Origin of the sequence: Streptomyces reniochalinae (genome assembly GCF_003323735.1) — a bacterium.
Classification (GTDB): Bacteria; Actinomycetota; Actinomycetes; order Streptomycetales; family Streptomycetaceae; genus Streptomyces; species Streptomyces reniochalinae.
Window position 1 is genome coordinate 214,543 of the sequence record NZ_QOIM01000041.1, and the last position, 22,667, is coordinate 237,209.

General features: G+C 71.5%; 18 protein-coding genes and 2 pseudogenes. 14 read left to right on the top strand and 6 right to left on the bottom strand.

Annotated elements, in window-relative coordinates; translation table 11 throughout:
- Nucleotides 1-5 precede the first annotated feature (5 nt).
- Entirely contained in the window at nt 6-2,234 is a 2,229-nt protein-coding gene (locus tag DQ392_RS24780; RefSeq protein WP_114017913.1) for an MMPL family transporter, read from the bottom strand.
- Nucleotides 2,235-2,355: 121 nt separating this feature from the next.
- Between DQ392_RS24780 and DQ392_RS24785 the strand changes: the two genes are divergently transcribed.
- The 9 genes from DQ392_RS24785 (at nt 2,356) to DQ392_RS24825 (ending at nt 13,233) form a co-directional block, all read left to right on the top strand.
- Entirely contained in the window at nt 2,356-3,063 is a 708-nt protein-coding gene (locus DQ392_RS24785; protein WP_114017914.1) for a TetR/AcrR family transcriptional regulator, read from the top strand.
- A gap of 228 nt (nt 3,064-3,291) precedes the next feature.
- A complete protein-coding gene (gene hpnC / locus DQ392_RS24790; protein WP_114017915.1) occupies nt 3,292-4,245 on the top strand; it encodes a squalene synthase HpnC in 954 nt (317 codons plus the stop codon).
- A gap of 83 nt (nt 4,246-4,328) precedes the next feature.
- A complete protein-coding gene (hpnD, locus tag DQ392_RS24795; protein WP_245981942.1) occupies nt 4,329-5,225 on the top strand; it encodes a presqualene diphosphate synthase HpnD in 897 nt (298 codons plus the stop codon).
- 102 nt (nt 5,226-5,327) lie between these two features.
- A complete protein-coding gene (gene hpnE / locus DQ392_RS24800; RefSeq protein WP_114017917.1) occupies nt 5,328-6,785 on the top strand; it encodes a hydroxysqualene dehydroxylase HpnE in 1,458 nt (485 codons plus the stop codon).
- Nucleotides 6,786-6,849: 64 nt separating this feature from the next.
- Nucleotides 6,850-7,962 (top strand): polyprenyl synthetase family protein, encoded by a 1,113-nt coding sequence (locus DQ392_RS24805; protein WP_245981943.1) that lies wholly within the window; start codon nt 6,850-6,852, stop codon nt 7,960-7,962.
- Between the two features lie 54 nt (nt 7,963-8,016).
- Complete coding sequence (shc, locus tag DQ392_RS24810) at nt 8,017-10,017, top strand: squalene--hopene cyclase (protein WP_114017919.1); 2,001 nt, start codon at nt 8,017-8,019, stop codon at nt 10,015-10,017.
- Nucleotides 10,017-10,691 carry a phosphorylase family protein gene (locus DQ392_RS24815; protein ID WP_114017920.1) on the top strand — a complete coding sequence of 225 codons (675 nt, stop codon included), beginning with the start codon at nt 10,017-10,019 and terminating at the stop codon, nt 10,689-10,691. Before shc ends, DQ392_RS24815 begins: the two co-directional genes overlap by 1 nt.
- Nucleotides 10,692-10,698: 7 nt before the next feature.
- Nucleotides 10,699-11,724, top strand: coding sequence for an adenosyl-hopene transferase HpnH (hpnH, locus tag DQ392_RS24820; RefSeq protein WP_114017921.1), 1,026 nt, complete (start codon nt 10,699-10,701; stop codon nt 11,722-11,724).
- A 126-nt stretch (nt 11,725-11,850) separates the two neighbouring features.
- Entirely contained in the window at nt 11,851-13,233 is a 1,383-nt protein-coding gene (locus tag DQ392_RS24825) for an aspartate aminotransferase family protein (protein WP_114017922.1), read from the top strand.
- A 65-nt stretch (nt 13,234-13,298) separates the two neighbouring features.
- Here the strand turns inward: DQ392_RS24825 and DQ392_RS24830 are convergent.
- Nucleotides 13,299-13,469, bottom strand: a pseudogene (locus tag DQ392_RS24830) (hypothetical protein); the annotation flags it as partial.
- Between the two features lie 53 nt (nt 13,470-13,522).
- Between DQ392_RS24830 and DQ392_RS34585 the strand changes: the two are divergent.
- The 3 genes from DQ392_RS34585 (at nt 13,523) to DQ392_RS24850 (ending at nt 16,598) form a co-directional block, all read left to right on the top strand.
- Complete coding sequence (locus DQ392_RS34585) at nt 13,523-14,047, top strand: hypothetical protein (protein ID WP_181856584.1); 525 nt, start codon at nt 13,523-13,525, stop codon at nt 14,045-14,047.
- A 303-nt stretch (nt 14,048-14,350) separates the two neighbouring features.
- On the top strand, nt 14,351-15,517 hold the full coding sequence (locus tag DQ392_RS34590) for a hypothetical protein (RefSeq protein WP_181856574.1): 1,167 nt from the start codon (nt 14,351-14,353) through the stop codon (nt 15,515-15,517).
- Between the two features lie 163 nt (nt 15,518-15,680).
- Nucleotides 15,681-16,598, top strand: a complete 918-nt coding sequence (locus DQ392_RS24850; RefSeq protein ID WP_114017926.1) for an alpha/beta hydrolase — start codon at nt 15,681-15,683, stop codon at nt 16,596-16,598.
- A 256-nt stretch (nt 16,599-16,854) separates the two neighbouring features.
- On the opposite strand, the gene DQ392_RS36275 is transcribed toward DQ392_RS24850, so the two are convergent.
- The 3 genes from DQ392_RS36275 to DQ392_RS24865 all read right to left on the bottom strand — a co-directional run bounded on the left by DQ392_RS36275 (nt 16,855) and on the right by DQ392_RS24865 (nt 18,527).
- Nucleotides 16,855-17,016, bottom strand: a complete 162-nt coding sequence (locus DQ392_RS36275; RefSeq protein ID WP_425470600.1) for a zinc finger domain-containing protein — start codon at nt 17,014-17,016, stop codon at nt 16,855-16,857.
- A gap of 117 nt (nt 17,017-17,133) precedes the next feature.
- Nucleotides 17,134-17,805: a DedA family protein gene (locus tag DQ392_RS24860; protein WP_114017927.1), complete on the bottom strand. Its 672-nt coding sequence runs from the start codon at nt 17,803-17,805 to the stop codon at nt 17,134-17,136.
- Complete coding sequence (locus tag DQ392_RS24865) at nt 17,802-18,527, bottom strand: class I SAM-dependent methyltransferase (RefSeq protein WP_114017928.1); 726 nt, start codon at nt 18,525-18,527, stop codon at nt 17,802-17,804. The genes DQ392_RS24860 and DQ392_RS24865 overlap by 4 nt, the downstream gene beginning before the upstream one ends.
- Before the next feature lie 133 nt (nt 18,528-18,660).
- Between DQ392_RS24865 and DQ392_RS24870 the strand changes: the two genes are divergently transcribed.
- Both DQ392_RS24870 and DQ392_RS24875 read left to right on the top strand, forming a co-directional pair.
- Nucleotides 18,661-19,806 carry a sensor histidine kinase gene (locus tag DQ392_RS24870; RefSeq protein WP_245981911.1) on the top strand — a complete coding sequence of 382 codons (1,146 nt, stop codon included), beginning with the start codon at nt 18,661-18,663 and terminating at the stop codon, nt 19,804-19,806.
- The gene (locus DQ392_RS24875) at nt 19,803-20,450 is read left to right on the top strand and encodes a response regulator (RefSeq protein WP_114017929.1); all 648 of its coding nucleotides are present in this window, start codon (nt 19,803-19,805) and stop codon (nt 20,448-20,450) included. Before DQ392_RS24870 ends, DQ392_RS24875 begins: the two co-directional genes overlap by 4 nt.
- Before the next feature lie 21 nt (nt 20,451-20,471).
- On the opposite strand, the pseudogene DQ392_RS24880 reads toward DQ392_RS24875, so the two are convergent.
- Nucleotides 20,472-22,616: pseudogene (locus DQ392_RS24880) on the bottom strand (Tn3 family transposase).
- Nucleotides 22,617-22,667: the final 51 nt, after the last annotated feature.

Consider the following 22,667-nt stretch of genomic DNA (forward strand, 5'->3'; position numbering starts at 1 on the left):
CCGGTTCACACCCCCGAGTGCACCGGCTCCTGGTCCGTGTCGGCGGTCTGCGACGCGTCCTTCGCCGCACTGCCGGGATCCGACTCGCTCAGCCCGGCCCTGGCGTGCAGCCGCCGCAGCGGCCCCGGCGCGTACCAGGCGGTGCGGCCCAGCAGCCGCATGGCGGCCGGTACGAGCACGCCGCGCACGGCGACCGCGTCGATCAGGATGGCGAGCCCGCTGCCGAGTCCGAACATCTGCAAGAAGGAGATCTGGCTGGTGGCGAAGGCGAAGAAGCTGACCGCCAGCAGCCCCGCCGCCATCGTGACGAGGCGTCCGGTGCGCGAGAGACCGCCGGCGACGGCCTCACGGTCGTCGGTGCCGGCGTCGTGCAGTTCCTTGATGCGGCTGGTCACGAAGACCTCGTAGTCCATGGACAGCCCGAAGACGATGCAGAACATCAGCACCGTCATCGAGGTGTCCATCGGCATCGCGGTGAAGCCCAGCACCGAGGACAGGTGCCCGTCCTGGAAGATCCAGACCATGGCGCCGATGGCCGCAGTCAGGCTGATCGCGTTCAGCACCAGGGCCCGCAGCGGCTGGACGACGCTGCCGGTGAAGAGGAACAGCAGCACGAACGTCGAGCCGAGGACCCACAGCACGGCCGCGGGCAGTTTGCCGGCGATGGCGGCCTTGGAGTCGATGAGCGCCGCGTCCTGGCCGCCGACGAGCACGCGGGCACCGTCGGGCCCCGGCATGGCGCGGAGGTCGCGGACGAGTTCTGCGGCCGCGTCCGAGGCGGGGGTGGTCTTCGTGGTGACGGTCAGCCGGTGGATGCCGTCGTGCTCGAAGGCGGCGGCCGCGGCGTCCGGCTTCCGTACGGCGTGCCCCGCGGCCCAGGTACCGCTGGCGGACCTGACGCGCACGACGCCCTCCAGCCGCGAGACGCCGGCGGCGTACCGGGCGACGGCCCGTTTTCCGGCGCTCTTTTCGGTGACCAGGGCGATGCTCGCGGCGTCGTTGCCCGCGAAGTCCTGCTGGAGCACCGCGGCGACCTGGCGGCTCTCGGCGGACTCGGGCAGCACCCGCTCGTCGGGTGAGCCGAACGTGGCGCCCAGCAGCGGGCTCGCGGCCAGCAGCAGGACGGCCAGCACCGGCAGGCCCGTCAGCGCAGGGCGCCGCATGACGGTGGCCGCCATCTTCCGCCACAGCGGGGCCTCGGGGCGGCGCACCGCGTCGGCCCAGGGCAGCCGCCCCTTGTTGACCCGCTCTCCGAGCACCGCCAGCAGGGCGGGCACGATCAGCAGCGCGGCCAGTGCGGCGATGGCCACCACGCCGATGCCCGCGTACGCGAAGGAGCGCAGGAAGAACGGCGGGAACAGCAGCAGCGCGGCCAGCGCGGCGACCACGGTGGCGGCCGAGAAGAGGATGGTGCGCCCCGCTGTGCGCACGGTCGTACGCAGCGCCCCCGCCGTCCCGTCGCCCGCGCCGAGCCGCTCGCGGAAGCGGCTGACCAGCAGCAGTCCGTAGTCGATGCCCAGTCCCAGACCGAGCGCCGTGGTGAGGTTGACGGCGAAGACGGAGACGTCCGTGAGGCTGCCGAGGACGTACAGCTCGGCGAAGGTGCCCAGGATGGCCACGAGCCCGATGGCCAGGGGCAGCAGGGCCGCGACGACGCTGCCGAAGGCGATGATCAGCAGCACGAGTGTCACGGGGACGGCGATGGCCTCGGCCAGTGCGAGGTCACCGGAGACCTGCGCGGTGATGTCGCCGTTCAGCGCGGCCGGGCCACCCGCCTGGACGCCGACCGCGCCCCTCTCGCCGGTCCACTCGTCGGTCACCTCGGTGATCCGCTCGGTGTCGGCGTCGTCCATGTGGGCCAGCACGAGGGCGCGGTCGCCGTCGCGTGAGGTGAGGCCCGAGCCTCCCGGCGACCAGTAGGAGGTCACCTGGGAGACGCCCGGCTCGGCGCGCAGGCCGCGGGTCAGCTCCTCCCCGGCCTGTTCGACGGCGGGAGCTCGCAGGTCGCCCTCCTTGGCGGAGACGAGCAGGACGAGGTTGTTCTCTCCCCCGAACTCCTCCTCGATCAGTGCGGCGGCCCGTGAGGAGGGCGAGGCGGGATCGTCGAATCCGCCGCCCTTCAGCTTGCCGAAGGCGCCGAAGCCGACGGCGGCGAGTGCCACCACCGCCAGCAGGGCGAGCAGGAGCACGGTGCGTGCCCTGCGGTAGGTGAAGTCGGCTGTGCGGTCGAGCACGTGGTTCCCCCCGGTGGATGTGGCCGTGCGAGGGCGGGCGGCGACCCCGCGGATGTTTACGCCGTCAACATGATGATGGCGGTGAATGTTATGCCCGTCAACATCGGGCAGGATGGACGCCATGGAGGCGAACAGTGCAGCGACAGGGCGGGCGGCCGCGGGCGAAACCAGGGCGAGCGGCGGCAAAGAGGGCCGCTACCACCACGGCGACCTGCGCAACGCGTTGATCCGAGCCGCCATCGAACTGGCTGCCGAAGGCGGTCCCGACGCCGTGGTGCTGCGCGCCGCCGCCCGCAAGGTCGGCGTCTCGGCCACGGCCGCCTACCGCCACTTCGAGGGCCAGAGCGATCTGCTGGGCGCCGTCAAGGAGTACGGCCAGCAGCGCCTCGTCGCCTGCATGGAGGCGGTGGGCCGCGCGAGCGAGGGCGTGGGGCCACAGGCCGCCAGGGACCGGATGATGGAGCTCGGTCGCGGCTACGTGCGCTTCGCCCGTGAGGAGCCCGGCCTCTACCGCACGGCCTTCTGCCGCAAGGCCCTCGGCGCCGTCGGCATCACCGAGGAGGGGGGTCTGGCCGACGCGGAGGGGGAGCAGCCCGGCTGGGAGACCCGCTCCTTCGAACTGCTCACCGAGACGCTGGACGACGCCGTCACGGCCGGTCTGATCACGCCGGAGCGCCGTCCCGGGGCCGAGCTGAGCGCCTGGGCCATGGTGCACGGAGTGGCCATGCTCTTCCTCGACGGGCCGCTCGACACCCTGACGGACGAGGAGTCCTCCTACGTCATCGACCGCGTCCTGACCGACGTCCTCGCCGGACTGATGTCCCCCTGACGGGCGATCACGCATGTCGGACCCGGGATGGTGACCCACCGCACGGGGGATTGATGTACGGCGTAAGCTGTTTCGGTGCTGATGCGCGGTAAGTCGGGCGAGTCGGTCCTGGGCGAGCTGTGCCACGGGCTGCTTCCGCAGGCCAGCGCGTGCGGCGTGTCCGAAATAGGATGTTCTGGCGCGGCGGTGTAGAAACGGAGATGTGACGGCAATGGCCATGGGCAGTACGTGGTGACCGCGGAGGAGGACGCGCACGCGAGCGCGGTGCTCTCCAAGGCCAGGGCGGAGAACTTCCCGGTGGCGCCGCGCTTCCTCCCTCGCGAGTGGCGGGACGACCTGATGGCCGTCTACGGATTCGCCCGCCTGGTCGACGACATCGGCGACAGCGACCTGACCTTCGGGGCCGAGCACGCCGTCGCCCTCGGCCTGGCACCCGAACAGGCGAGCGATCCGCTCGCCATGCTCGACGCGTTCGAATCGGACCTGCACCGCGTCTTCGGGGGTCCCGCAGGCTCCACCGGCCGTACGGGTTCCGCCGGTCCTACGCGCGCCGCCGCCGCGCGCGAGCCCGGTCATCCGCTGCTGCGCGCCCTGGTTCCCACGGTGCGCCGCCGTGGCCTGACCCCCGAGCCGTTCCTCGCCCTGATCGAGGCCAACCGGCAGGACCAGAAGGTCCGGCGCTACGCCACCTACGCCGAACTGCTGGCCTACTGCGAACTGTCGGCCAACCCCGTCGGACACCTCGTCCTGGCGATCACCGGCACCTCGACGCCCGAGCGGGTACGCCACTCCGACGCGGTCTGCACCGGCCTGCAGATCGTCGAACACCTCCAGGACGTCGCCGAAGACCTGGCCCGCGACCGGATCTACCTGCCGGCCGAGGACATGGACCGCTTCCGCGTCGGCGAGTCGGACCTGGCGGCCCCCACCGCGAACGCCTCCGTCCGCGCCCTGGTCGCCTTCGAGACCGACCGGGCGCTCGGCCTGCTGGACGAGGGCACACCGCTGGTGCGCAGCGTCCGCGGCAGGCTGAGGCTGCTGCTCGCCGGATTCACCGGCGGCGGCCGGGCGGCGGCCGGGGCGCTGCGGGCCGCGCGGTACGACGTACTGGCAGGGGCTCCCCGGGCGGGCGCCGCGAGCGTACTGCGCGAGTCCTGGGCGAGTCTGCGAGGAGAGGGGTGACCGGGACGGTGGGCAAGACAGCGAAGACCGCCAGAGCGGGCCGGGCCACGGCGGCCGGGTCCGCGCAGCAGCTCCCGGGCCCCGTGAGCGCCGCCTACCGCTACTGCGAGGCCGTCACGGGGCAGCAGGCCCGCAACTTCGCCTACGGCATCCGGCTGCTGCCCGGGCCCAAGCGGCAGGCCATGTCCGCGCTGTACGCCTTCTCCCGGCGCGTGGACGACATCGGCGACGGCGATCTGCCCGCCGAGGCCAAGCGCGAGCGCCTGGAGCGCACCAGGGACCTGCTCGCCCTGGTCAAGGACCGGCAGGTCCGCGACGACGACACCGACCCGGTCGCCGTCGCGCTCAGCCACGCCGCCGACCGCTTCCCCCTCCCGCTCGACGCGCTGGACGAGCTGATCGACGGCGTCCTGATGGACGTCACCGGCGCCACGTACGAGACGTGGGACGAGCTGAAGGTCTACTGCCGCTGCGTGGCAGGGGCCATCGGACGGCTCTCGCTGGGTGTCTTCGGCACGGTGTCGGGCGCGCCGGACACCGCCCGCGCCCCCGAATACGCCGACACCCTGGGGCTGGCGCTCCAACTCACCAATATTCTGCGGGACGTTCGGGAAGACGCGGAGGGCGGGCGTACGTACCTTCCCTCGGAGGACCTCGAGAAATTTGGCTGTGCCGCGGGATTCGAGAGCACTACGGTGCCGGACGGCGCCGACTTCACCGGACTGGTGCACTTCGAGGTGCGTCGCGCACGGGCACTGTTCACCGAGGGATACCGGCTGCTGCCGATGCTCGACCGGCGCTCCGGCGCCTGCGTCGCCGCCATGGCGGGGATCTACCACCGCCTGCTGGACCGCATCGCGGCCGACCCCGCGGCCGTCCTGCGCGGCCGCGTCTCCCTGCCGGGACGGGAGAAGGCCTACGTGGCGGTCCGCGGCCTTGCGGGGCTCGACGCCCGGCAGGCCTCCCGGCGGAGCGCCTGATGGCCGCCACCCCGCGGCGCGGCGCAACCCGCCGCCCGGATGCGGCGTCCCAGCGGGCGCGGACGGCGGCACCCGGCAGCCGGCCCGAGGGGAGGAGCGCTCATGACAGCGGACGACGCACCGTCCGGTGACCGCCGCGCCGGCTCCCGGCGTGCCGTGGTGCTCGGCGGCGGCATCGCCGGGACGACGGCTGCGCTGAGACTCGCCGAAGCGGGCCTGGAGACCACCTTGGTGGAGACCAGGCCCCGGCTCGGCGGGCTCGTCTTCTCCTTCCGCCGCGACTCCGCCGCGGGGCCGCTGGACGTCGACAACGGCCAGCACGTCTACCTGCGCTGCTGCACCGCCTATACCTGGTTCCTGGAGCGCGTCGGCGCCGCCGGGCTCGCACCGCTCCAAGACCGGCTCGACGTCCCCGTGCTGGACGTCGGCCGCAGGCGGCCCCGGCTCGGCCGCCTGCGGCGCACCGGGCTGCCCGTACCGCTGCACCTGGCGGCGAGCCTGAGCACCTACCCGCACCTGTCCGCGGTCGAACGCGCCTCGGTCGCCCGCGCCGCGCTCGCCCTGAAGAACCTCGACCCGGCCGACCCCGCGCTCGACGCCGTCGACTTCGGCACCTGGCTGCACCGGCACGGCCAGTCGCCGCGCGCCATCGAGGCGCTCTGGGACCTGGTGGGCACCGCCACCCTCAACGCCCGCGCCCCGCACGCCTCCATGGGGCTGGCAGCCAAGGTCTTCCGCACCGGACTGCTCAGCGACCCCGGTGCCGCCGACATCGGCTGGGCCCACGTGCCGCTCGGCGACATCCACGACGTCCTCGCCCGCGCCGCCCTCGACAAGGCGGGGGCCCGCACCCTGCTGCGCACCCGGGCACGCGCCGTCACCCGGACGGACGAGGGGGACTGGCGGGTGACGGTCGACCAGGGAGCCGACGGGGCGGCGGAGCTGACGGCCGACACCGTGGTCTTCGCCGTACCGCAGCGGGAGGCACACAGGCTGCTGCCCCCCGGCGCCCTCGCCGACCCGGGCAGGCTGCTGGACATCGGCACAGCGCCCATCCTCAACGTGCACGTCGTCTACGACCGCAAGGTGCTGCGCCGCCCCTTCTTCACCGCGCTCGGCACCCCGGTCCAGTGGGTCTTCGACCGCTCCGGCGCCTCCGGGCTCACCGGCGGCGGGCAGTACCTGGCGCTGTCCCAGTCCGTCGCGCACGAGGAGATCGACCTGCCGGTCGCCACCCTGCGCGAGCGCTACCTGCCCGAGCTGGAGCGGCTGCTGCCCGCGGCGCGCGGCGCCGGAGTGCGCGACTTCTTCGTCACCAGGGAACGCACCGCCACGTTCGCGCCGTCGCCCGGGGTCGGGCGTCTGCGCCCCGGCGCGCGCACCGCGTCCCCGGGGCTCTACCTCGCCGGCGCGTGGACCGCGACCGGCTGGCCCGCGACCATGGAAGGCGCCGTCCGCAGCGGGGCGCAAGCCGCGCGTGAGGCTCTCGTCGCGCTGGGCCGCCCGTACGGGAGGGAACCGGTCCCCGGCATCGAAGGAAGAGCGCATGAGCACCACTGACGCAGCAAGCACCGCCAGCCAGGACCGGCCGGCCGGCCCGACAGCACCGCACCAAGGAGACCCTGTGATCCCGGCGAAGCCGCATCTCGCAAACGCCGAGAACGACGACGGCGAGGGCACCACGAGCGAGGAGACCGGCAGCAGGGCGGTGACCGCGCTGCTGGAGCGCGGACGGACGCTCAGCACGCCCGTGCTGCGGGCGGCCATCGAACGTCTTGCCCCGCCGATGGACACCGTCGCCGCCTACCACTTCGGCTGGATCGACGCCGCGGGCCGCCCCTCCGAGTCGGCCGGCGGCAAGGCCGTGCGGCCCGCGCTCGCGCTGCTGTCCGCCGAGGCCGCCTCGGCGGCGCCCGAGGTGGGCATCCCGGGCGCCGTCGCCGTGGAGCTGGTGCACAACTTCTCCCTGCTGCACGACGACCTGATGGACGGTGACGAACAGCGCCGCCACCGCGACACGGTCTGGAAGGTGCACGGACCCGCCCAGGCCATCCTCGTCGGCGACGCGCTGTTCGCGCTGGCCGGCGAGATACTGCTCGAGCTGGGCACGGTCGAGGCCGGACGGGCCACCCGCAGGCTGACCACGGCCTCCCGCAAGCTCATCGACGGGCAGGCGCAGGACATCTCCTACGAGCACCGCGACCTCGTCACGGTGGAGGAGTGCCTGGACATGGAGGGCAACAAGACCGGCGCGCTGCTGGCCTGCGCCGCCTCCGTCGGCGCGGTGCTGGGCGGCGCCGACGACCGCACCGCCGACGCGCTGGAGGCGTACGGCCACCACCTGGGCCTCGCCTTCCAGGCCGTCGACGACCTGCTCGGCATCTGGGGCGACCCCCAGGCCACGGGCAAGCAGGCCTGGAGCGACCTGCGGCAGCGCAAGAAGTCGCTGCCGGTGGCCGCCGCACTCGGCTCCCGGGGCCCGGCCGCAGCCCGGCTCGCCACGCTGCTGTCGGCCGACGCGGCCAAGAGCCAGGCCGAGTTCGAGGACTTCCACGAGGCGGAGTTCGCCGAGCGGGCCGCCCTCATCGAGGAGGCCGGAGGCCGCGAGTGGACCTCCCAGGAGGCCCAGCGCCAGCACACCACGGCCATTCAGGCGCTCGACTCCATCGAGATGCCGGGTCGGGTGCGCGAGCAGTTCGTCGCGCTGGCCGACTTCGTCGTCGTACGGCAGAGGTGAGTGCCCCGGCACCACATGGCTCCGAGCGATCGGACACTTCGGAAGGAGAAAGGGATGACCGCAACGACGGACGGACCCGCCGGCCCAGGCGTCTCCGGAACGAAGAACACCGCGCGCGTCGCGCCCCCCGCCGCCCCCGCGGCGCAGGAGAGCGTGACCGCGCTGGCGGAGCGGACCGCGGCCCGCGCCGTCGACCACCTGCTCGCCCGCCAGGACGAGGCCGGCTGGTGGAAGGGGGACCTGGACACCAACGTCACCATGGACGCCGAGGACCTGCTGCTGCGCGAGTTCCTCGGCATCCGCGACGAGACGACCTACGCGGCCGCCGCCCGCTGGATCCGCTCCCAGCAGCGCGAGGACGGCACCTGGGCCACCTTCCACGGCGGCCCGGGCGACCTGTCCACCACCATCGAGGCCTACGTCGCCCTCAAGCTGGCCGGTGACGCGACCGAGGCGCCCCACATGACGCGCGCGGCGGCCTGGGTGCGCGAGAAGGGGGGAGTGGCCCGCAGCAGGGTCTTCACCCGCATCTGGCTCGCCCTCTTCGGCTGGTGGAGGTGGGAGGACCTCCCGGAGATGCCGCCGGAGATCATCTACTTCCCGAAGTGGTTCCCGCTCAACATCTACGACTTCGGCTGCTGGGCCCGCCAGACCATCGTGCCGCTCACCGTCGTGTGCGCCTTCCGCCCCGTCCACCCGGCGCCCTTCGCCCTGGACGAGCTCCACCGCGACCCGGCACACCCCCGGCCCGACGCGAAGATGGCGCCCGCCACCACCTGGGACGGCGCCTTCCAGCGCATCGACCGCGCCCTGCACGCCTACCGCAAGGTGGCCTCGCGCCGGCTGCGCCGCGCAGCGCTGCGGGAGGCCTCACGCTGGATCATCGAGCGGCAGGAGAACGACGGCTGCTGGGGCGGTATCCAGCCGCCCGCCGTCTACTCGGTCATCGCGCTGCGCCTGCTCGGCTACGACCTCGACCACCCCGTGCTGAAGGCGGGCCTCGAGTCCCTCGACAGGTTCGCCGTCTGGCCCGACGCGGACACCAGGATGGTCGAGGCCTGCCAGTCCCCGGTCTGGGACACCTGCCTGGCCTCCATCGCGCTCGCCGACGCGGGGCTGCCGCGCGACCACCCGGCGCTGGTCAGGGCCGCCGACTGGATGCTGGGCGAGCAGGTCGTGCGGCCCGGTGACTGGTCGGTGCGACGGCCGGGTCTGACACCGGGCGGCTGGGCGTTCGAGTTCCACAACGACACCTACCCGGACACCGACGACACCGCCGAGGTCGCCCTGGCCCTGCGCCGCATCCAGCACCCCGACCCCGAGCGGGTCGAGCGGGCCCTCGCGCGTGCGGTGCGCTGGAATCTGGGCATGCAGTCCCGCGACGGTGCCTGGGGCGCCTTCGACGTCGACAACACCAGCAAGTTCCCCAACCGCCTGCCCTTCTGCGACTTCGGCGAGGTCATCGACCCGCCGTCCGCCGACGTGACGGCTCACGTGGTGGAGATGCTGGCCGCCGAGGGCAAGCAGCACGACCCGCGCACCCGCAAGGCCCTCGCCTGGCTGCTGTCCGAACAGGAGGCCGACGGCTGCTGGTTCGGACGCTGGGGTGTCAACTACCTCTACGGCACGGGCTCCGTGGTCCCCGCTCTCGTCGCCGCCGGGCTGCCCGCCTCACACCCGGCGATCCGGCGCGCGGTGCGCTGGCTGGAGAAGGTCCAGAACGAGGACGGCGGCTGGGGCGAGGACCTGCGCTCCTACATCGACTCCGAATGGGTCGCCAACGGCACCTCCACCGCCTCCCAGACGGGATGGGCCCTGATGGCGCTGCTGGCGGCGGGCGAGAAGGACAGCAAGGCCGTCGAGCGCGGCGTCGGCTGGCTGGCCGAGACCCAGCGCGAGGACGGCTACTGGGACGAGCCGTACTTCACCGGCACCGGCTTCCCGTGGGACTTCTCGATCAACTACCACCTCTACCGGATGGTCTTCCCGCTCACCGCGCTGGGCCGCTACCTGCACGGCGACGGCCTGGAACGCCTCGCGCGGCGGGTCGCGTGATGGCCAGCCCGGACGCCCCTCAGCCGCTGCTGGTCGCGTGCGCGCTCGGCATCGAGCACCTCGCACTCCGCCGCGGCCTGGGGCGCCCGGGCGACGGCCACCGAGACGGCGGGCCGGGCGCCGCCGACGTGACGCTGCTGCGCAGCGGGATGGGCGCGCAGGCCGCGCGCCGCGCCGTGACCAGGGCGCTCGCCCAGGAGAAGGTGCCCGGCGCCACGCCCGTGCTGGCCACCGGCTTCTGCGCGGGCCTGGTCCCCGGCATGCGCCCCGGCGACCTGGTCCTCGCCGAGGAGACCCGCGACCAGGTGGGGCGCACCCGCTGCGCCGGAACCGAACTGCTGGCCGCCGCGCTGGCCCGGCACGCCACGGGGCGCACCGTCCACGTGGGCGCCCTCGCGGGTACCGACCGCGTGGTGCGGGGCCAGGCGCGGGCCGCGCTGCACACCGCCGGAGCGATCGCCGCCGACATGGAGTCGGCCGCCACCCTGGACGCCGCCGCCGCGGGCACGGCCCGGCGCCCGGTTGCGGCTGTACGGGTGGTCGTGGACGCTCCCGGACATGAACTGATCCGCATCGGGACACTGCGGGGTGGAATATCGGCATTCCGCGTCCTTCGCGGTGTCCTGCCCGCATTCCTCGAATGGCACCGATCCCTGCTGCTCCCCTGGAGGTGAGCCAGAAATGGCCATGCCGCTCCGCCAGACGTTCCGTATCGGGACGTACCTGTTTCAGCAGAAGCTGCGCAAGCGTGAGAAGTTCCCCCTCATCGTGGAACTCGAACCGCTCTTCGCGTGCAATCTCAAGTGTGAGGGCTGCGGAAAGATCCAGCACCCGGCCGGGGTGCTCAAGCAGCGCATGCCGGTGGCACAGGCCGTGGGGGCCGTGCTGGAGTCCGGGGCCCCGATGGTCTCCATCGCGGGCGGCGAGCCGCTGATGCACCCCCAGATCGGGGAGATCGTGCGGCAGCTGGTGGCCAAGCGCAAATACGTCTTCCTTTGCACCAATGCCATGCTGCTGCGCAAGAAGATGGACGAGTTCAAGCCGTCGCCGTATTTCGCGTTCGCCGTGCACATCGACGGGCTGCGTGAGCGGCACGACGAATCCGTCGCCAAGGAGGGCGTCTTCGACGAGGCGGTCGAGGCGATGAAGGAGGCCAAGCGGCGCGGCTTCCGCGTCACCACGAACTCCACCTTCTTCAACACGGACACGCCGCAGACCATCATCGACGTCCTGAACTTCCTCAACGACGAGATCGAGGTGGACGAGATGATGATCTCGCCCGCCTACGCCTACGAGAAGGCGCCCGACCAGGAGCACTTCCTGGGCGTGGAACAGACCAGGGAGCTGTTCAAGAAGGCGTTCGCCGGAGGGAACCGGGCCCGCTGGCGGCTCAACCACAGCCCGCTCTTCCTCGACTTCCTGGAGGGCAAGGCCGACTTCGACTGCACCGCCTGGGCCATCCCCAACTACTCCCTCTTCGGCTGGCAGCGCCCCTGCTACCTGATGAGCGACGGCTACGTACCCACCTACCGTGAGCTGGTCGAGGAGACCGACTGGGACAAGTACGGCCGCGGCAAGGACCCGCGCTGCGCCAACTGCATGGCGCACTGCGGCTACGAACCGACCGCCGTGCTGGCCACCATGGGCTCTCTCAAGGAGTCGCTGCGCGCGGCCCGTGAGACGGCCGCGCCGAGCGGCTCGCGCTAGCGCCGGGCCGCCGCCGCACGCCACCACGGATCCACCGGAGTACTGTCTCGTTCGAGCAGGGGGGCCCACCATGTCCTTGCTGGAGTCCATCGACGGCGCCGCGCGCACGGGTGAGGGGAGGGTGGTGTGAGCGACTTCGACCTGGCGAAGCTGCTGGCCCGGCGCGGAGCCGAGCGCTACGACCTGCACGCGCGCCACCTCAACCACCAGTTGCCGCGCATGCTGCACACCCTCGGCTTCGACAAGGTCTACGAGCGGGCCGAGGGCGCCTACTTCTACGACGCCGAGGGCAACGACTACCTCGACATGCTCGCCGGGTTCGGCGTCATGGGGCTGGGCCGCCACCACCCCGTCGTACGGCAGGCGCTGCACGACGTGCTCGACGCGCAGCTCGCCGACCTCACCAGGTTCGACTGCCAGCCGCTGCCCGGGCTGCTGGCCGAGAAGCTGCTGTCGTACGCCCCGGGGCTCGACCGGGTCTTCTTCGGCAACAGCGGCACCGAGGCCGTCGAGACCGCGCTCAAGTTCGCCCGCTACGCCACCGGCAGGCCCAGGGTGCTGTACTGCGCGCACGCCTTCCACGGCCTGACGACCGGCTCGCTGTCGGTCAACGGCGAGGACGGCTTCCGCGACGGCTTCGCGCCGCTGCTGCCGGACACCCCGGTCCCGCTGGGCGACCTGGAGGCGCTGGAGCGCGAGCTGCGCGTCAAGGACGTGGCAGCGCTGGTGGTCGAGCCCGTCCAGGGCAAGGGCGTGCACGCGGCACCGCCGGGATACCTGCGCGCCGCCCGCGAGCTGCTCCACAAGCACGGGGCGCTGCTCATCGCGGACGAGGTGCAGACCGGGCTCGGCCGCACCGGCGACTTCTTCGCCTACCAGCACGAGGACGGTGTCGACCCGGACCTGGTGTGCGTGGCCAAGTCGCTGTCCGGCGGCTACGTGCCCGTCGGGGCGACGCTCGGCAAGGAGTGGATCTTCAAGAAGGTCTACTCGTCCATGGACCGGGTGCTGGTCCACTCCGCCAGCTTCGGGTCCAACGCCCAGGCCATGGCGGCCGGACTCGCCACCCTGGCCGTCATGGACGACGAGCGGCTCACCGAGAACGCCCGTCGCACCGGCGAGGAGCTGCGCACCCGCCTCGCCGCGCTCGTCGACCGGTACGAACTGCTGCACGAGGTGCGCGGCCGCGGGCTGATGATCGGCATCGAGTTCGGCAAGCCGAGGTCGATGGGGCTGCGCAGCCGCTGGACGATGCTCCAGACCGCGCGCAAGGGCCTGTTCGCCCAGATGGTCGTGGCCCCGCTGCTGCACAGGCACCGGATCCTCACCCAGGTCTCCGGCGATCATCTGGAGGTCATCAAGCTGATTCCGCCGCTGGTGGTGGGCGAGGCCGAGGTGGACCGCTTCGTGACCGCCTTCACGCAGGTCATGGACGACGCGCACAGCGGCGGCGGCTTCATGTGGGACTTCGGGCGCACCCTGATCAAACAGGCACTGGCGACCCGGTGACCCCGCCGGCCCGCGGGCCGTGCCGCCACCGCGCGGTGACCCCGCCGGCCCGCGGACGCCGCCGCTCACGCCCTTCCGGGCAGCTGCCCGCGTACCGTTCGCGGCGCCGCGGTGAGGTTTCCCAGCGAGGCGCGCACCTCGGGCCGGCTCCGCGTCGTGAGCCCGCAGTCGGGGTTGACCCACAGCGGGTCCGCCGGCAGCGCCGTCAGCCCCTTGCGCAGCAGCGCGGCGGCCTGACCCGGCCCCGCCAGTAGCCCTCGACGGCCTTCTTCAGCTCACGCCCGGAGCCTTGGCGCGGGTAGCCGTGCACGGTGGCGTGGGCCGTGGAGGCCCGGGGTGGGGTGTCGTCCGTGGTGTCGGCGGCGTCCTGGGGCCGTGGCCGGGCCGCAGCGCGGACGAGGTCACGGGATATGTACGCAGTGACGAGAACCAGGTGCCGCCGGTCCCGGACACTCTGTTGCGGCTTCTGCTGGCGAACTGTCTGTACTTGCTGGAGACGATCGGCCCGCTGCTGGCGGCCGAGGCGACCGCGGCCCGCGCTGCCGACCAGCACGAGGCCGCCTCGCGGCGGAGCCTGCTGGTCACTGAGGTCGATGGCCTGCGGGAGGTCATCGAGCGACGGCGAGAGACCGGGCTTCCCGCTGCACGGGTCGCTGAAGCGACCGTCACTCAGCGCTTGAAGCGTGGATGGGACCGGGGTGACCCGCTCCTGCACATGTCGTGGCATCCGCTCGTCGTTCAGGCAGCGGGGGCCATGGGGCACCGCAGGGACCTGGAGACTCTCCGTCCCGAACTGGGAACGGTGGGTGAGTGAGTGCGGCCTTCAGCACACCCCTGGTGCCGCGATGCGGCACCGGTGCCCCGCCCCGGTGACGGCACTTTGGTGCCTTGGACTCTGCCGTTGGCCCGGCACCAACTGGACGCCACGGCCTATGTCGTCACCTCAGCTGCCTACTTCCTCACCTCAGCTTTGCGGGATGCGTTCCTCGAAGTTGGCGGAACTGACGAGCGGCTGCCGTCGGCAGGAAGAACGGCCCGGTGGCGGAACTCGCTACCGTTTGGTCTCCCGCCGCATCAAGGGCGAGGCGTTCGGGGGGGGGGGATCGAGGACGCGTGGGTGGTCACCGAAGACGTGCATTGGGCCATCGCCATCGCCGAAGCCCTCACCGGCACCGCCCCGGGTGAGCGGCTGTTCGCCAAGGCATCCAACAACAGCGGTCGCCGATATACGGCCTTGAGTTCGTGGGCGAACGGCGAGTACGGACAGCGGCTCGGGCTGGAGCCCATTCCCGACGGCCCGGTCAATCCCCGCGCCCTGCGGCGCACGCTCGCGATGGCCATCGCCCAGCGTCCGCACGGACTGATGGCCGTGAAACTGCACCTCAAACATGTCAGCGTGGCCACAGCCGAGGGCTATGCCGCCCGCCCCGGTGGACACCAGGCCGCCTTCGCCGCCGAAGTCGCCGCCGAGGAAGAAGCCGAACATCTGCGGCTGACCGTCGCCGCCTACGAGGACTACCAGCGCGGCGTCCTGCCCAGCGGGCAAGGTGCCCGCGACCTCATCGGCGCCTTCAAGACCGTCGACCAGGCCCTGGAGCGGCACGACGCCGGGCCGGTCACCGTCATCGACGACCGGCGCGTCGAGCGTGTCCTTAAAGCGAAGGCGAAGACCCTGCGCCTCGGTGTCGGCAACTCCTGCTGGTTCTTTGATCCTGGCAAGGCTTTGTGCCTGAAACTCGCCGGCACCCCGGACGCCGACGAACCCCTCATGGGGATGTGTGACTCGGCCCGCTGCCCCCACAAGCCACCCACCACCCTCAGCACCGGCAGATCTGGGCCGACCACGCCGACAACACCCAGGCCGTCTTCCTCGGCAACCCCCGACTCTCCAAACCTGAACGGGCCCGAGCCCAGGCCGCGTTCGACCGTGCCACTCGCATCGTCGCCAATATCGACGCTGCTGGCCACCCTGACGAGGAGCCGCGCTCATGATGCACAGCCCCCAAGCGGAACCCGAGGCCAGGATTCGGAACGCGATGCGGCAACTCCTCACTGGCCCCGTTCCCGACGGGCTGAAGTGCGACGTCAAGAGCTTGTGCACCCTCGCAGGAGTACCGCGGGCGACGCTCTACCGCACCTATCCACACCTCAAGGCCGAGTTCGACCGTCAGCGCCAAGCCGCCCAGGAAGCCGGACAGCAGCCCGACCCACGCCTGGCCCAGATCGAACGTCTCAAAGCCGAGGTTGCCACTCTGCGCGAGCGCCTGAGCAGGAAGAACACTGAACTAGACGCTCTGAAGAAGTTGCAGGCCACGGCCCTGTCCCGCCTCGCAGCCCAGCACGATGACATCACCACCCTTCGACGACAGCTTGACGCCACCCCAGCGGCTTCAGTCCGCGCACTTCCTCGATAGCGTGGAGTTGAGACCGAGTGATGAGGAGGGCACGTGCGATTCGCGCTGGACGCACTGTTCGCTGACGTGCCTGCGGAGCAGGTCGATGAAGCTCGTGACTTCTACAAGTCGAGGCCGGCAGGCCGTGGCCCCAGCACACTGGAGGAGCTGAAGGAGGCCCGAGCGAAGAGGTCTGCTCCTCCTGCCGCCGATCCGCCCGCCATCGAAGAGACGATCGAAGCCGCGGAAGCGCGCGTCCCTGTCAGGATCTTCACTCCTATCGACGGTCCGCCGCAGGGCGTCTACCTGGACATACACGGCGGCGGCTTCTACATGGACTCCGCAGCGCGAGGAGACAAACGCAACCGCGAGCTCGCAGACGCCCTGCACCTCGCCGTTGTCAGCGTCGACTACCGGCTGGCCCCTGAGCACCCCTGGCCGGCGGCACCCGACGACTGTGAAGCAGCGGCGCTCTGGCTCGTCGAAGAAGCCGGTGCCCGCTTCGGAACGTCCCGACTTGCGATCGGCGGGAGCTCCGCGGGAGCCACACTCGCCTTGGCGACCCTGCTCCGGCTGAGAGACAAAGGTGCCGTTGGCCGATTCACCGGCGCTGCACTCCAATTCGGCACCTACGACTTGAGCGCACGAACCCCGGCTGGTCGCCGCATCGCGGAGGAATACTTCATCCAGGCGTACGTCGGCCACGTGGAAGACCGCGCTGTTCCCGACATCTCTCCCACCTACGGCGTTCTTAGCGGGCTTCCCCCAACGCTGCTGATCGTCGGAAGCGCAGACGTGTTGCTGGAAGACAACCTGGCGCTGGCAGGTCGGTTGTCAGCGGCCGACAATGACGTCGAGCTCCGGGTCTACCCCGAGTCACCCCACGGCTTCACGGGCCACCCCACGGCAATGGCCAGGACGGCACTCAGCGGCGTCGAGTCCTGGCTGCGCGACCGGATTACCCAATCGTAGGAACTCGCCGCGATCCTCGAAGGATCCCAGTCCTAGAGATCGATTACGTGAGACACGGCCACGCGCACTCCCGCCGACGTGGGCGGCAAACCGTCAGGCGCGCAGTCGACATGGATCGACCGGACACGTCTCATGCCCGGCTATCGGGCGTACCCGATCCTCACCGGCCGCTCGGTGCGGGGCACGGGCACGACGGCGAGCGCCGGGCCCTGCTTCCATGCGCGGCCGGGTTGCCGGTCGGCGGGGACGGGGATCTTCAGTTCCTCGCGGAGTGCGGGGACGAGGACGAAGCGGGGGTGTGGTACTTCGCGGCGGTCTTCCCGCCCCGGGTGCGGCAGGCGCTGCCGGCGGGCGCGTCACAGTTCGGGCAGTCGCGACCTTCTACCGCAATTGCTGCCTGATCGGTCGTGAGATCCATCCGGGCAGTCTCTCAGAAGTGCCTCGCACAACGCGTGGGTTTCGAGAGGACTTTTGCGAATGGCGACCTGCGGAAACGTGATCGCTTCCGGGCCTCTCGCAGAACTCTCACAGATGGTCATTTATGAGAGTGCGCGGGCGCACTGGTCGGGCCCGCAGAACCGGTGTCAGGTCCGAGGGCTCGGATGGCAGGTGCTCGATGGCGGATCTTGGTCCAGATCAGCGCGACTGCGCCGACAACGGCTGCGGTCGCGGCGAGGGCTGGGCCACCGAGGGTGAGGGCGTGCTGGAGGGATGCGGTGGCCGCGTATCCGGTGCCGGCTTCGAGTATGGCCCACAGTGGGGCGGCGGCGAGGCTGTAGGGGGCGATGCGCCGGTAGGGCAGGCGGGTGGCACCGGCGAGGTGGGGGGTGAGGGTGCGGATCACTGGCAGGAAGCGGGCCCAGAAGACGGCCTGTCCGCCGCGGCGGGCCATCAGCGTTTCGGCTCGCTGCCATGCGGCGGCGGGCAGGCGGCGGCTGAGGCGGCCGGTGCGCAGGCGGGTGCCGAGCACGTGCCCGGTGCGGTGGGCGAGGAAGTCGCCCACAACCACCGCGAGTGTGGCGGTCGCGACCAGCAGTGGAAGGCTGAGCTGTCCGGCGCGGGCCAGCGCGCCGGCGGTGAGCAGCAGGGTGAGGGTAGGGATGAAGGCGCCGACGAGAAGGACCGACTCGGCCAGGACTGCCAGCGCCACGATCGCGTACGCGCCGGCCGGAGGTACATGGCCGAGGGCGGTGGTCAGCGTGTTCACCGATGTGCTCCGGCTTCGGCGGGAGCCGGGCTGGAAAGGGTGGGTGCGGGGCGCGTGAGCTGCCAGACCCTGGCGGGAGGAAGGTTGGCCCAGACCGTCCAGCAGCCGGTGGCGTAGCGGCGCTGGTAGTCGGCCAGTACTTCTTCCACGGCCCTGTGGCGGTGGGCCTGGGGCCGGGAGGCGAGCAGGGTGCGGGCGCGGCGGGTGCCGAGGTAGGCGAAGTAGGTCAGGGTCCCACCGGGGTGCAGGAGGTTCAGGTACCGGTCCATGATCGTGTCGACCTGATCGGGGGTGAAGTTGGCGAAGGGCAGGCCGGAGACGATCACGTTGTAGCGTCGGGTGATGTCTAGACCTTCCACGCGTCGGGTGTGGATGTGGACCTGCTGGCCGTGGCCGGCCAGGTGCGGGTGGGTACGGGCGAGGTGGTGCAGCCGGTCGGCGAAGCGAGGGTTGGCCTCGGCGATATCCAGGCGGCTGCCGGGCGACAACCGGGGGATCAGGGTGCGGGTGATGGCTCCGCTGCCCGCGCCGGCCTCCAGGATGTTCAGCGGCCGCCCCGCCTGAGTGCGCACCGGGTCGGTCAGCGCACGGGCCAGGGCCCGGCCGCTGGGGGCGATGGCGCCGGTAGTGCGGATGTCGCGGGCGGCCTCCAGCAGGAACATCCAGCCCTCGGCATGGCGCTGTGCGAGGACACGGTCGTGCGAAGTGCTCCAGTTGTCCATGGATTCGACGCTAGAAACGACGCCTCACCGGTAGATCCGCCGTTGTGCGATGGTGTACCCCCTACGAAAGTCGGGGCCCGGGAGGGAAGATCGTCGGAAGGAGGCGTTCTGACCGCGCTCTAGGCTCTTCGGGGTGAGCGGGAATGAGAGCCCCTGGTGGGCCGTGTATGGGCGGTACGTTCTGGTGCTGCTGCTGACGGCCGCTGCCGTCCAGAATGGTGCCGCGACCGTCGGAGGCCAGTACCTGACGGTCCGCACCGTGGCGGCGGTGCTGTGCGGGGCGGCTCTGGTGGTGCGCCGGCTTCCCTGGTACGCCGCCCCCCTGCTAGCCACCGTGGCGACCGCGCTGTGGGGGTGGCTGATGCTGCCGCTGCTGCTCATCGCCCTGTTCGACCTGGCCGCCCGCCGCCGCACCGCGGTGGCCGCCGCATGCTGCGGCATCGTACTGGCCGCCAGCACCGTGCTGCCGGCCTCAGTCTCCCTGTGGCGGCCCCAGCAGTACGGCGCCAGTCTCTTCCTCCTCCTGGCCGTGGTCGGCGGGCTGTGGATGGGCAACCGCCGCCGCCTGGTCCGAGCACTGAACAGCCAGGTCGAGCACCTACGGATCGAACGGGAACTGCGTGAACAGGCGGCACGGGCCGCGGAGCGCTCCCGCATCGCCGCCGAGATGCACGACGTGCTCGCCCACCGCCTCAGCCTCATCGCCCTGCACACCGGAGTCCTGACCACTCGCGCCGACACCTTGCCCGATGCGGTCATTCAACGGCTCACGCTGCTGCGCACCGCCTCCACCGAGGCCCTGGCCGACCTTCGCGACGTCCTGGGGGCCCTGCACGAGCCCGGGCCCACGAGCGGTGATGCGGCGCCCGCTCCGGCCCTGCGGGACGTGCGCGAGCTTGCCGAGCAGGCACGCCAAGCGGGCCAGCAGGTCGATCTGAACATCGAGGGGCGGCCAGAGCAGGCGCCGGCCGCGCACCGACTGGCGCTCTACCGTCTCGTCCAGGAGGGGCTGACCAACGCCCGCAAGCACGCCGCCGGCGCACTAGTGCGCATCCGCTTGGACTACGGACCGCCCGCCACGGTCGTGGAGATCGTCAACACCTCCGGCCAGCCGGCCGAGCACACCACACCGTCCGGTTTCGGGCTGGTGGGCCTCGCCGAGCGCGTCCATGCCCTGGGCGGGGACCTGAACGCCGGACCGCACGGCGCCGGCTCCTGGCGGCTCGCCGCCCGCATCCCCCACCCCGCAGACCTTGAGCAGAACGGCTCCCGCACATGATCCGCGCCATGATCGTCGACGACGACGCCCTGGTCCGCCTCGGCCTGGCCGACCTCCTCGACGGCGACGACACCATCGACGTCGTCGCTCAGGCGTCCGACGGTCTGCACGCCATCGAGCTGGCCACCGCACGCCGTATCGACGTCGCCCTGGTCGACGTCCGCATGCCCCGCATGGACGGCATCACCGCCGCCGCCCGCCTGCGCGCCCTGCCCCATCCTCCGAAGGTCATCACCCTGACCACCTTCGACCTCGACGAATACGTCTACAACGCCCTGGCCGCCGGCGCCGACGGCTTCCTCCTCAAGGACACCGACCCCGCCGAGATTCTGCGCGCCGTCCACCTCGTCGCCACCGGCTCCGCCATGCTCCACCCCACCGCCGCCCGTCGCCTCATCGACCGCTACCACCACTCCGGCCGGCCCCAGGCCGCCGCCGCCCGCGAACGGATTGATCAGCTCACTCCCCGCGAGCAGGACGTGTTGGGCCTGCTCGCGCAAGGGGACACCAATGCCGAGATCGCCACCGCCCTGGGTATGCGTGAGAGCACCGTCAAAGCCCACGTCAGCCGCATCCTGACCGCCCTGGAGGTCACCAACCGCGTACAGGCCGCACTCCTCGCCCGCGACGCGGGCCTTACCTGACACCCCGATGCCGCAGGGCCGTCACGGCTCAGCTCCATCCTCTTCGTCGTCGTCCAGCTCAGGGGCCTCCGGGTCGCGCAGCGGGCGCAAGGTGCCGCCGGCCGGAACGGAGGCGTTGAAGCCGTAGCGGCCCAGCACATTGAGGTTTTTGTGTTTCAGCGGAGAGAGCCGGGCGACGTCCTCGTCGTGAATCTCGTGACCCTCGGCGCGGAGCTGCGCCACAGCGGCGTCGATGTACTTCGTGGTCCACAGCACGATGGCGTTGAGGACCAGGCCGAGCGCGCCGAGCTGGTCCTCCATCCCGTCCCGGTACGCCTGGTGGATGGTGCCGCGCTTGCCGTGGCACACGTCCCGGGCGAGCTTGTGGCGGGACTCCTGCACGGTGAGCTGCCGGTTCATCTGCCTGCGGTAGGTGTCGTCGACCGGGTCGACCACGGCCGGCAGGTGCAGGGTCTTGGCGATCCGCCCGTACTCGGCGAACGCCTGCCCCAGCGGAGTGGGGCGTCCGTCGCGGCCGAACATCCGCAGCAGGTCGTAGGCACGGACCTGGTTGGTGACCAGGGAGCCGGCCACCCGCAGCATATCCGGCCAGTGCGTGATCGCCTTGTTCAGGTTGACCCGGTTGCGGGCGATGTCCTCCAGCGGCCCGTACGTGCCCGTCTCCACGCCAGGCATGGTGGCCCGCCAGAACCGCTGGTCGTCCAGGTCGCGGAACCGCGGGCTGAAGTTGTAGCCGAGGATCTTGAACAGGCCGAACACCATGTCCGAGTAGGAGGCGTTGTCGGTCGCCACCATCTCCGGCTTCACCCCGCCGTCCAGGTTCAGCAGCGCGTCCAGGATGTGCAGCGAGTCGCGCGGCGTACCCGGCACCACCATCTGCCCGATGCCCGCGCGCCGCCCCCAGCGCGGACGTCTCGCCCAGCAGGGCCGGGAACGGCCGCACCGTCGCGTACCGGTTCGCCAGCGCGGCCCGCATGGCAACCTCGGCGGAGTCCTCGTCCTCCGGCACCAGCAAGACCACCAGCGCCGCCGCGCTCATCACCACCGCCCTGGGGGCGACCTCCTCCATCGCCGCCCACAGCGCCGCCGTGTCCACGTCTGCGCCGTGGGTCTCGACCAGCTCCAGCTCCTCGAACAGCACCTTCGCCGCCCGCGCCAGCGTGCGGGACGCCTTGTCCAGCTGCGGCAGCGTGGACAGCCGTTCCTTGTCCGTGGCCCGCTTCGCCGTGCTGATCAACCGCGTCGCCATCAGCACCTGGAACAGGTCCAGGGCCTCGTCGATCGCCTTGGCCTGCAGGTGCCGCATCACCGCAGTCAGCATCGCCGTGTGCTCCGGCTCCGCCGCCCGCTCCAGCCCGGCCGCCTTCGAGCCGAGCCCGTAGCGGGCCAGCGCCGCCAGCCGGTTCGGTGGGATCTTGTTCAGCCTCACCCGGCCCGGCCGAACGCGCCGATCTCTTCCACCCGCTCCAGCGCGCGGGCGAACGCCGTGCCCGTCGTGCGCGTCGGCGGCCGGCGCCGCTCCAGCTCCGAGTGCCGCTTCCCCTCCGGCGTCACCAGCGTGGCCATCAGATGCTCGGGCAGCTCCCGGTCCGCGCGGGCCGCGGCCCTGGCGACGGTGGCGTGCAGCCGCTTCTCCGCGACCGTGCGGACCTCGGACACCTGCCGGGCCAGCACGCTCACGCCCGGCAGCAGCACCCGGTTCCGGCGCAGCCAGCCCACCGCCTGGTTGAACAGCGTCACCGGCCCCTCAGCGTGCGTCCACGCCCGCCCGTGCAGGAACGTGCGGAACTTCCGGGACCACTCGGGATCGTCGTACGGGTGGTAGCCGTAGGTGTCCCGGATCTCCCACGCATGCTCGTACGCGGTCATCTGCCGCTCGGTGTACCGCTTGATGCACGAGACGTCCTCGGTGCCCCAGCTGCTCGCCCACATGCTCGATCACCGGCCACGGCACCGCGAGGGGGTCCTCCAGGAACAGCCCGATGTACCGGACCGTGCATATCTGCAAGGCGAAGCCGAGACGGCTGTGGTCACCACGGCGCTTCGCGATCAGCTTCCGGTCCTCGTCATCGAGGAAGAAGAAGCGCTCCAGCTCGGGTCTCGTCGGCTCCTCGGCGAACTTCCCGTATGCCTCAGCCTGCTCATCAGTTAAAATTCCACCGGCACCCGACGGACGGTACCGACGCCCCACACACTGCCGACGATCTTCCCCCGAAC

Excerpts from the sequence above, each read along its gene's own strand:
- DQ392_RS24785 (WP_114017914.1), top strand. The coding sequence starts at position 2,356 with ATGGAGGCGAACAGTGCAGCGACAGGGCGGGCGGCCGCGGGCGAAACC.
- hpnE (WP_114017917.1), top strand. The coding sequence starts at position 5,328 with ATGACAGCGGACGACGCACCGTCCGGTGACCGCCGCGCCGGCTCCCGG.
- shc (WP_114017919.1), top strand. The coding sequence starts at position 8,017 with ATGACCGCAACGACGGACGGACCCGCCGGCCCAGGCGTCTCCGGAACG.
- DQ392_RS24815 (WP_114017920.1), top strand. The coding sequence starts at position 10,017 with ATGGCCAGCCCGGACGCCCCTCAGCCGCTGCTGGTCGCGTGCGCGCTC.
- hpnH (WP_114017921.1), top strand. The coding sequence starts at position 10,699 with ATGGCCATGCCGCTCCGCCAGACGTTCCGTATCGGGACGTACCTGTTT.
- DQ392_RS36275 (WP_425470600.1), bottom strand. The coding sequence starts at position 17,016 with ATGGATCTCACGACCGATCAGGCAGCAATTGCGGTAGAAGGTCGCGAC.
- DQ392_RS24865 (WP_114017928.1), bottom strand. The coding sequence starts at position 18,527 with ATGGACAACTGGAGCACTTCGCACGACCGTGTCCTCGCACAGCGCCAT.
- DQ392_RS24875 (WP_114017929.1), top strand. The coding sequence starts at position 19,803 with ATGATCCGCGCCATGATCGTCGACGACGACGCCCTGGTCCGCCTCGGC.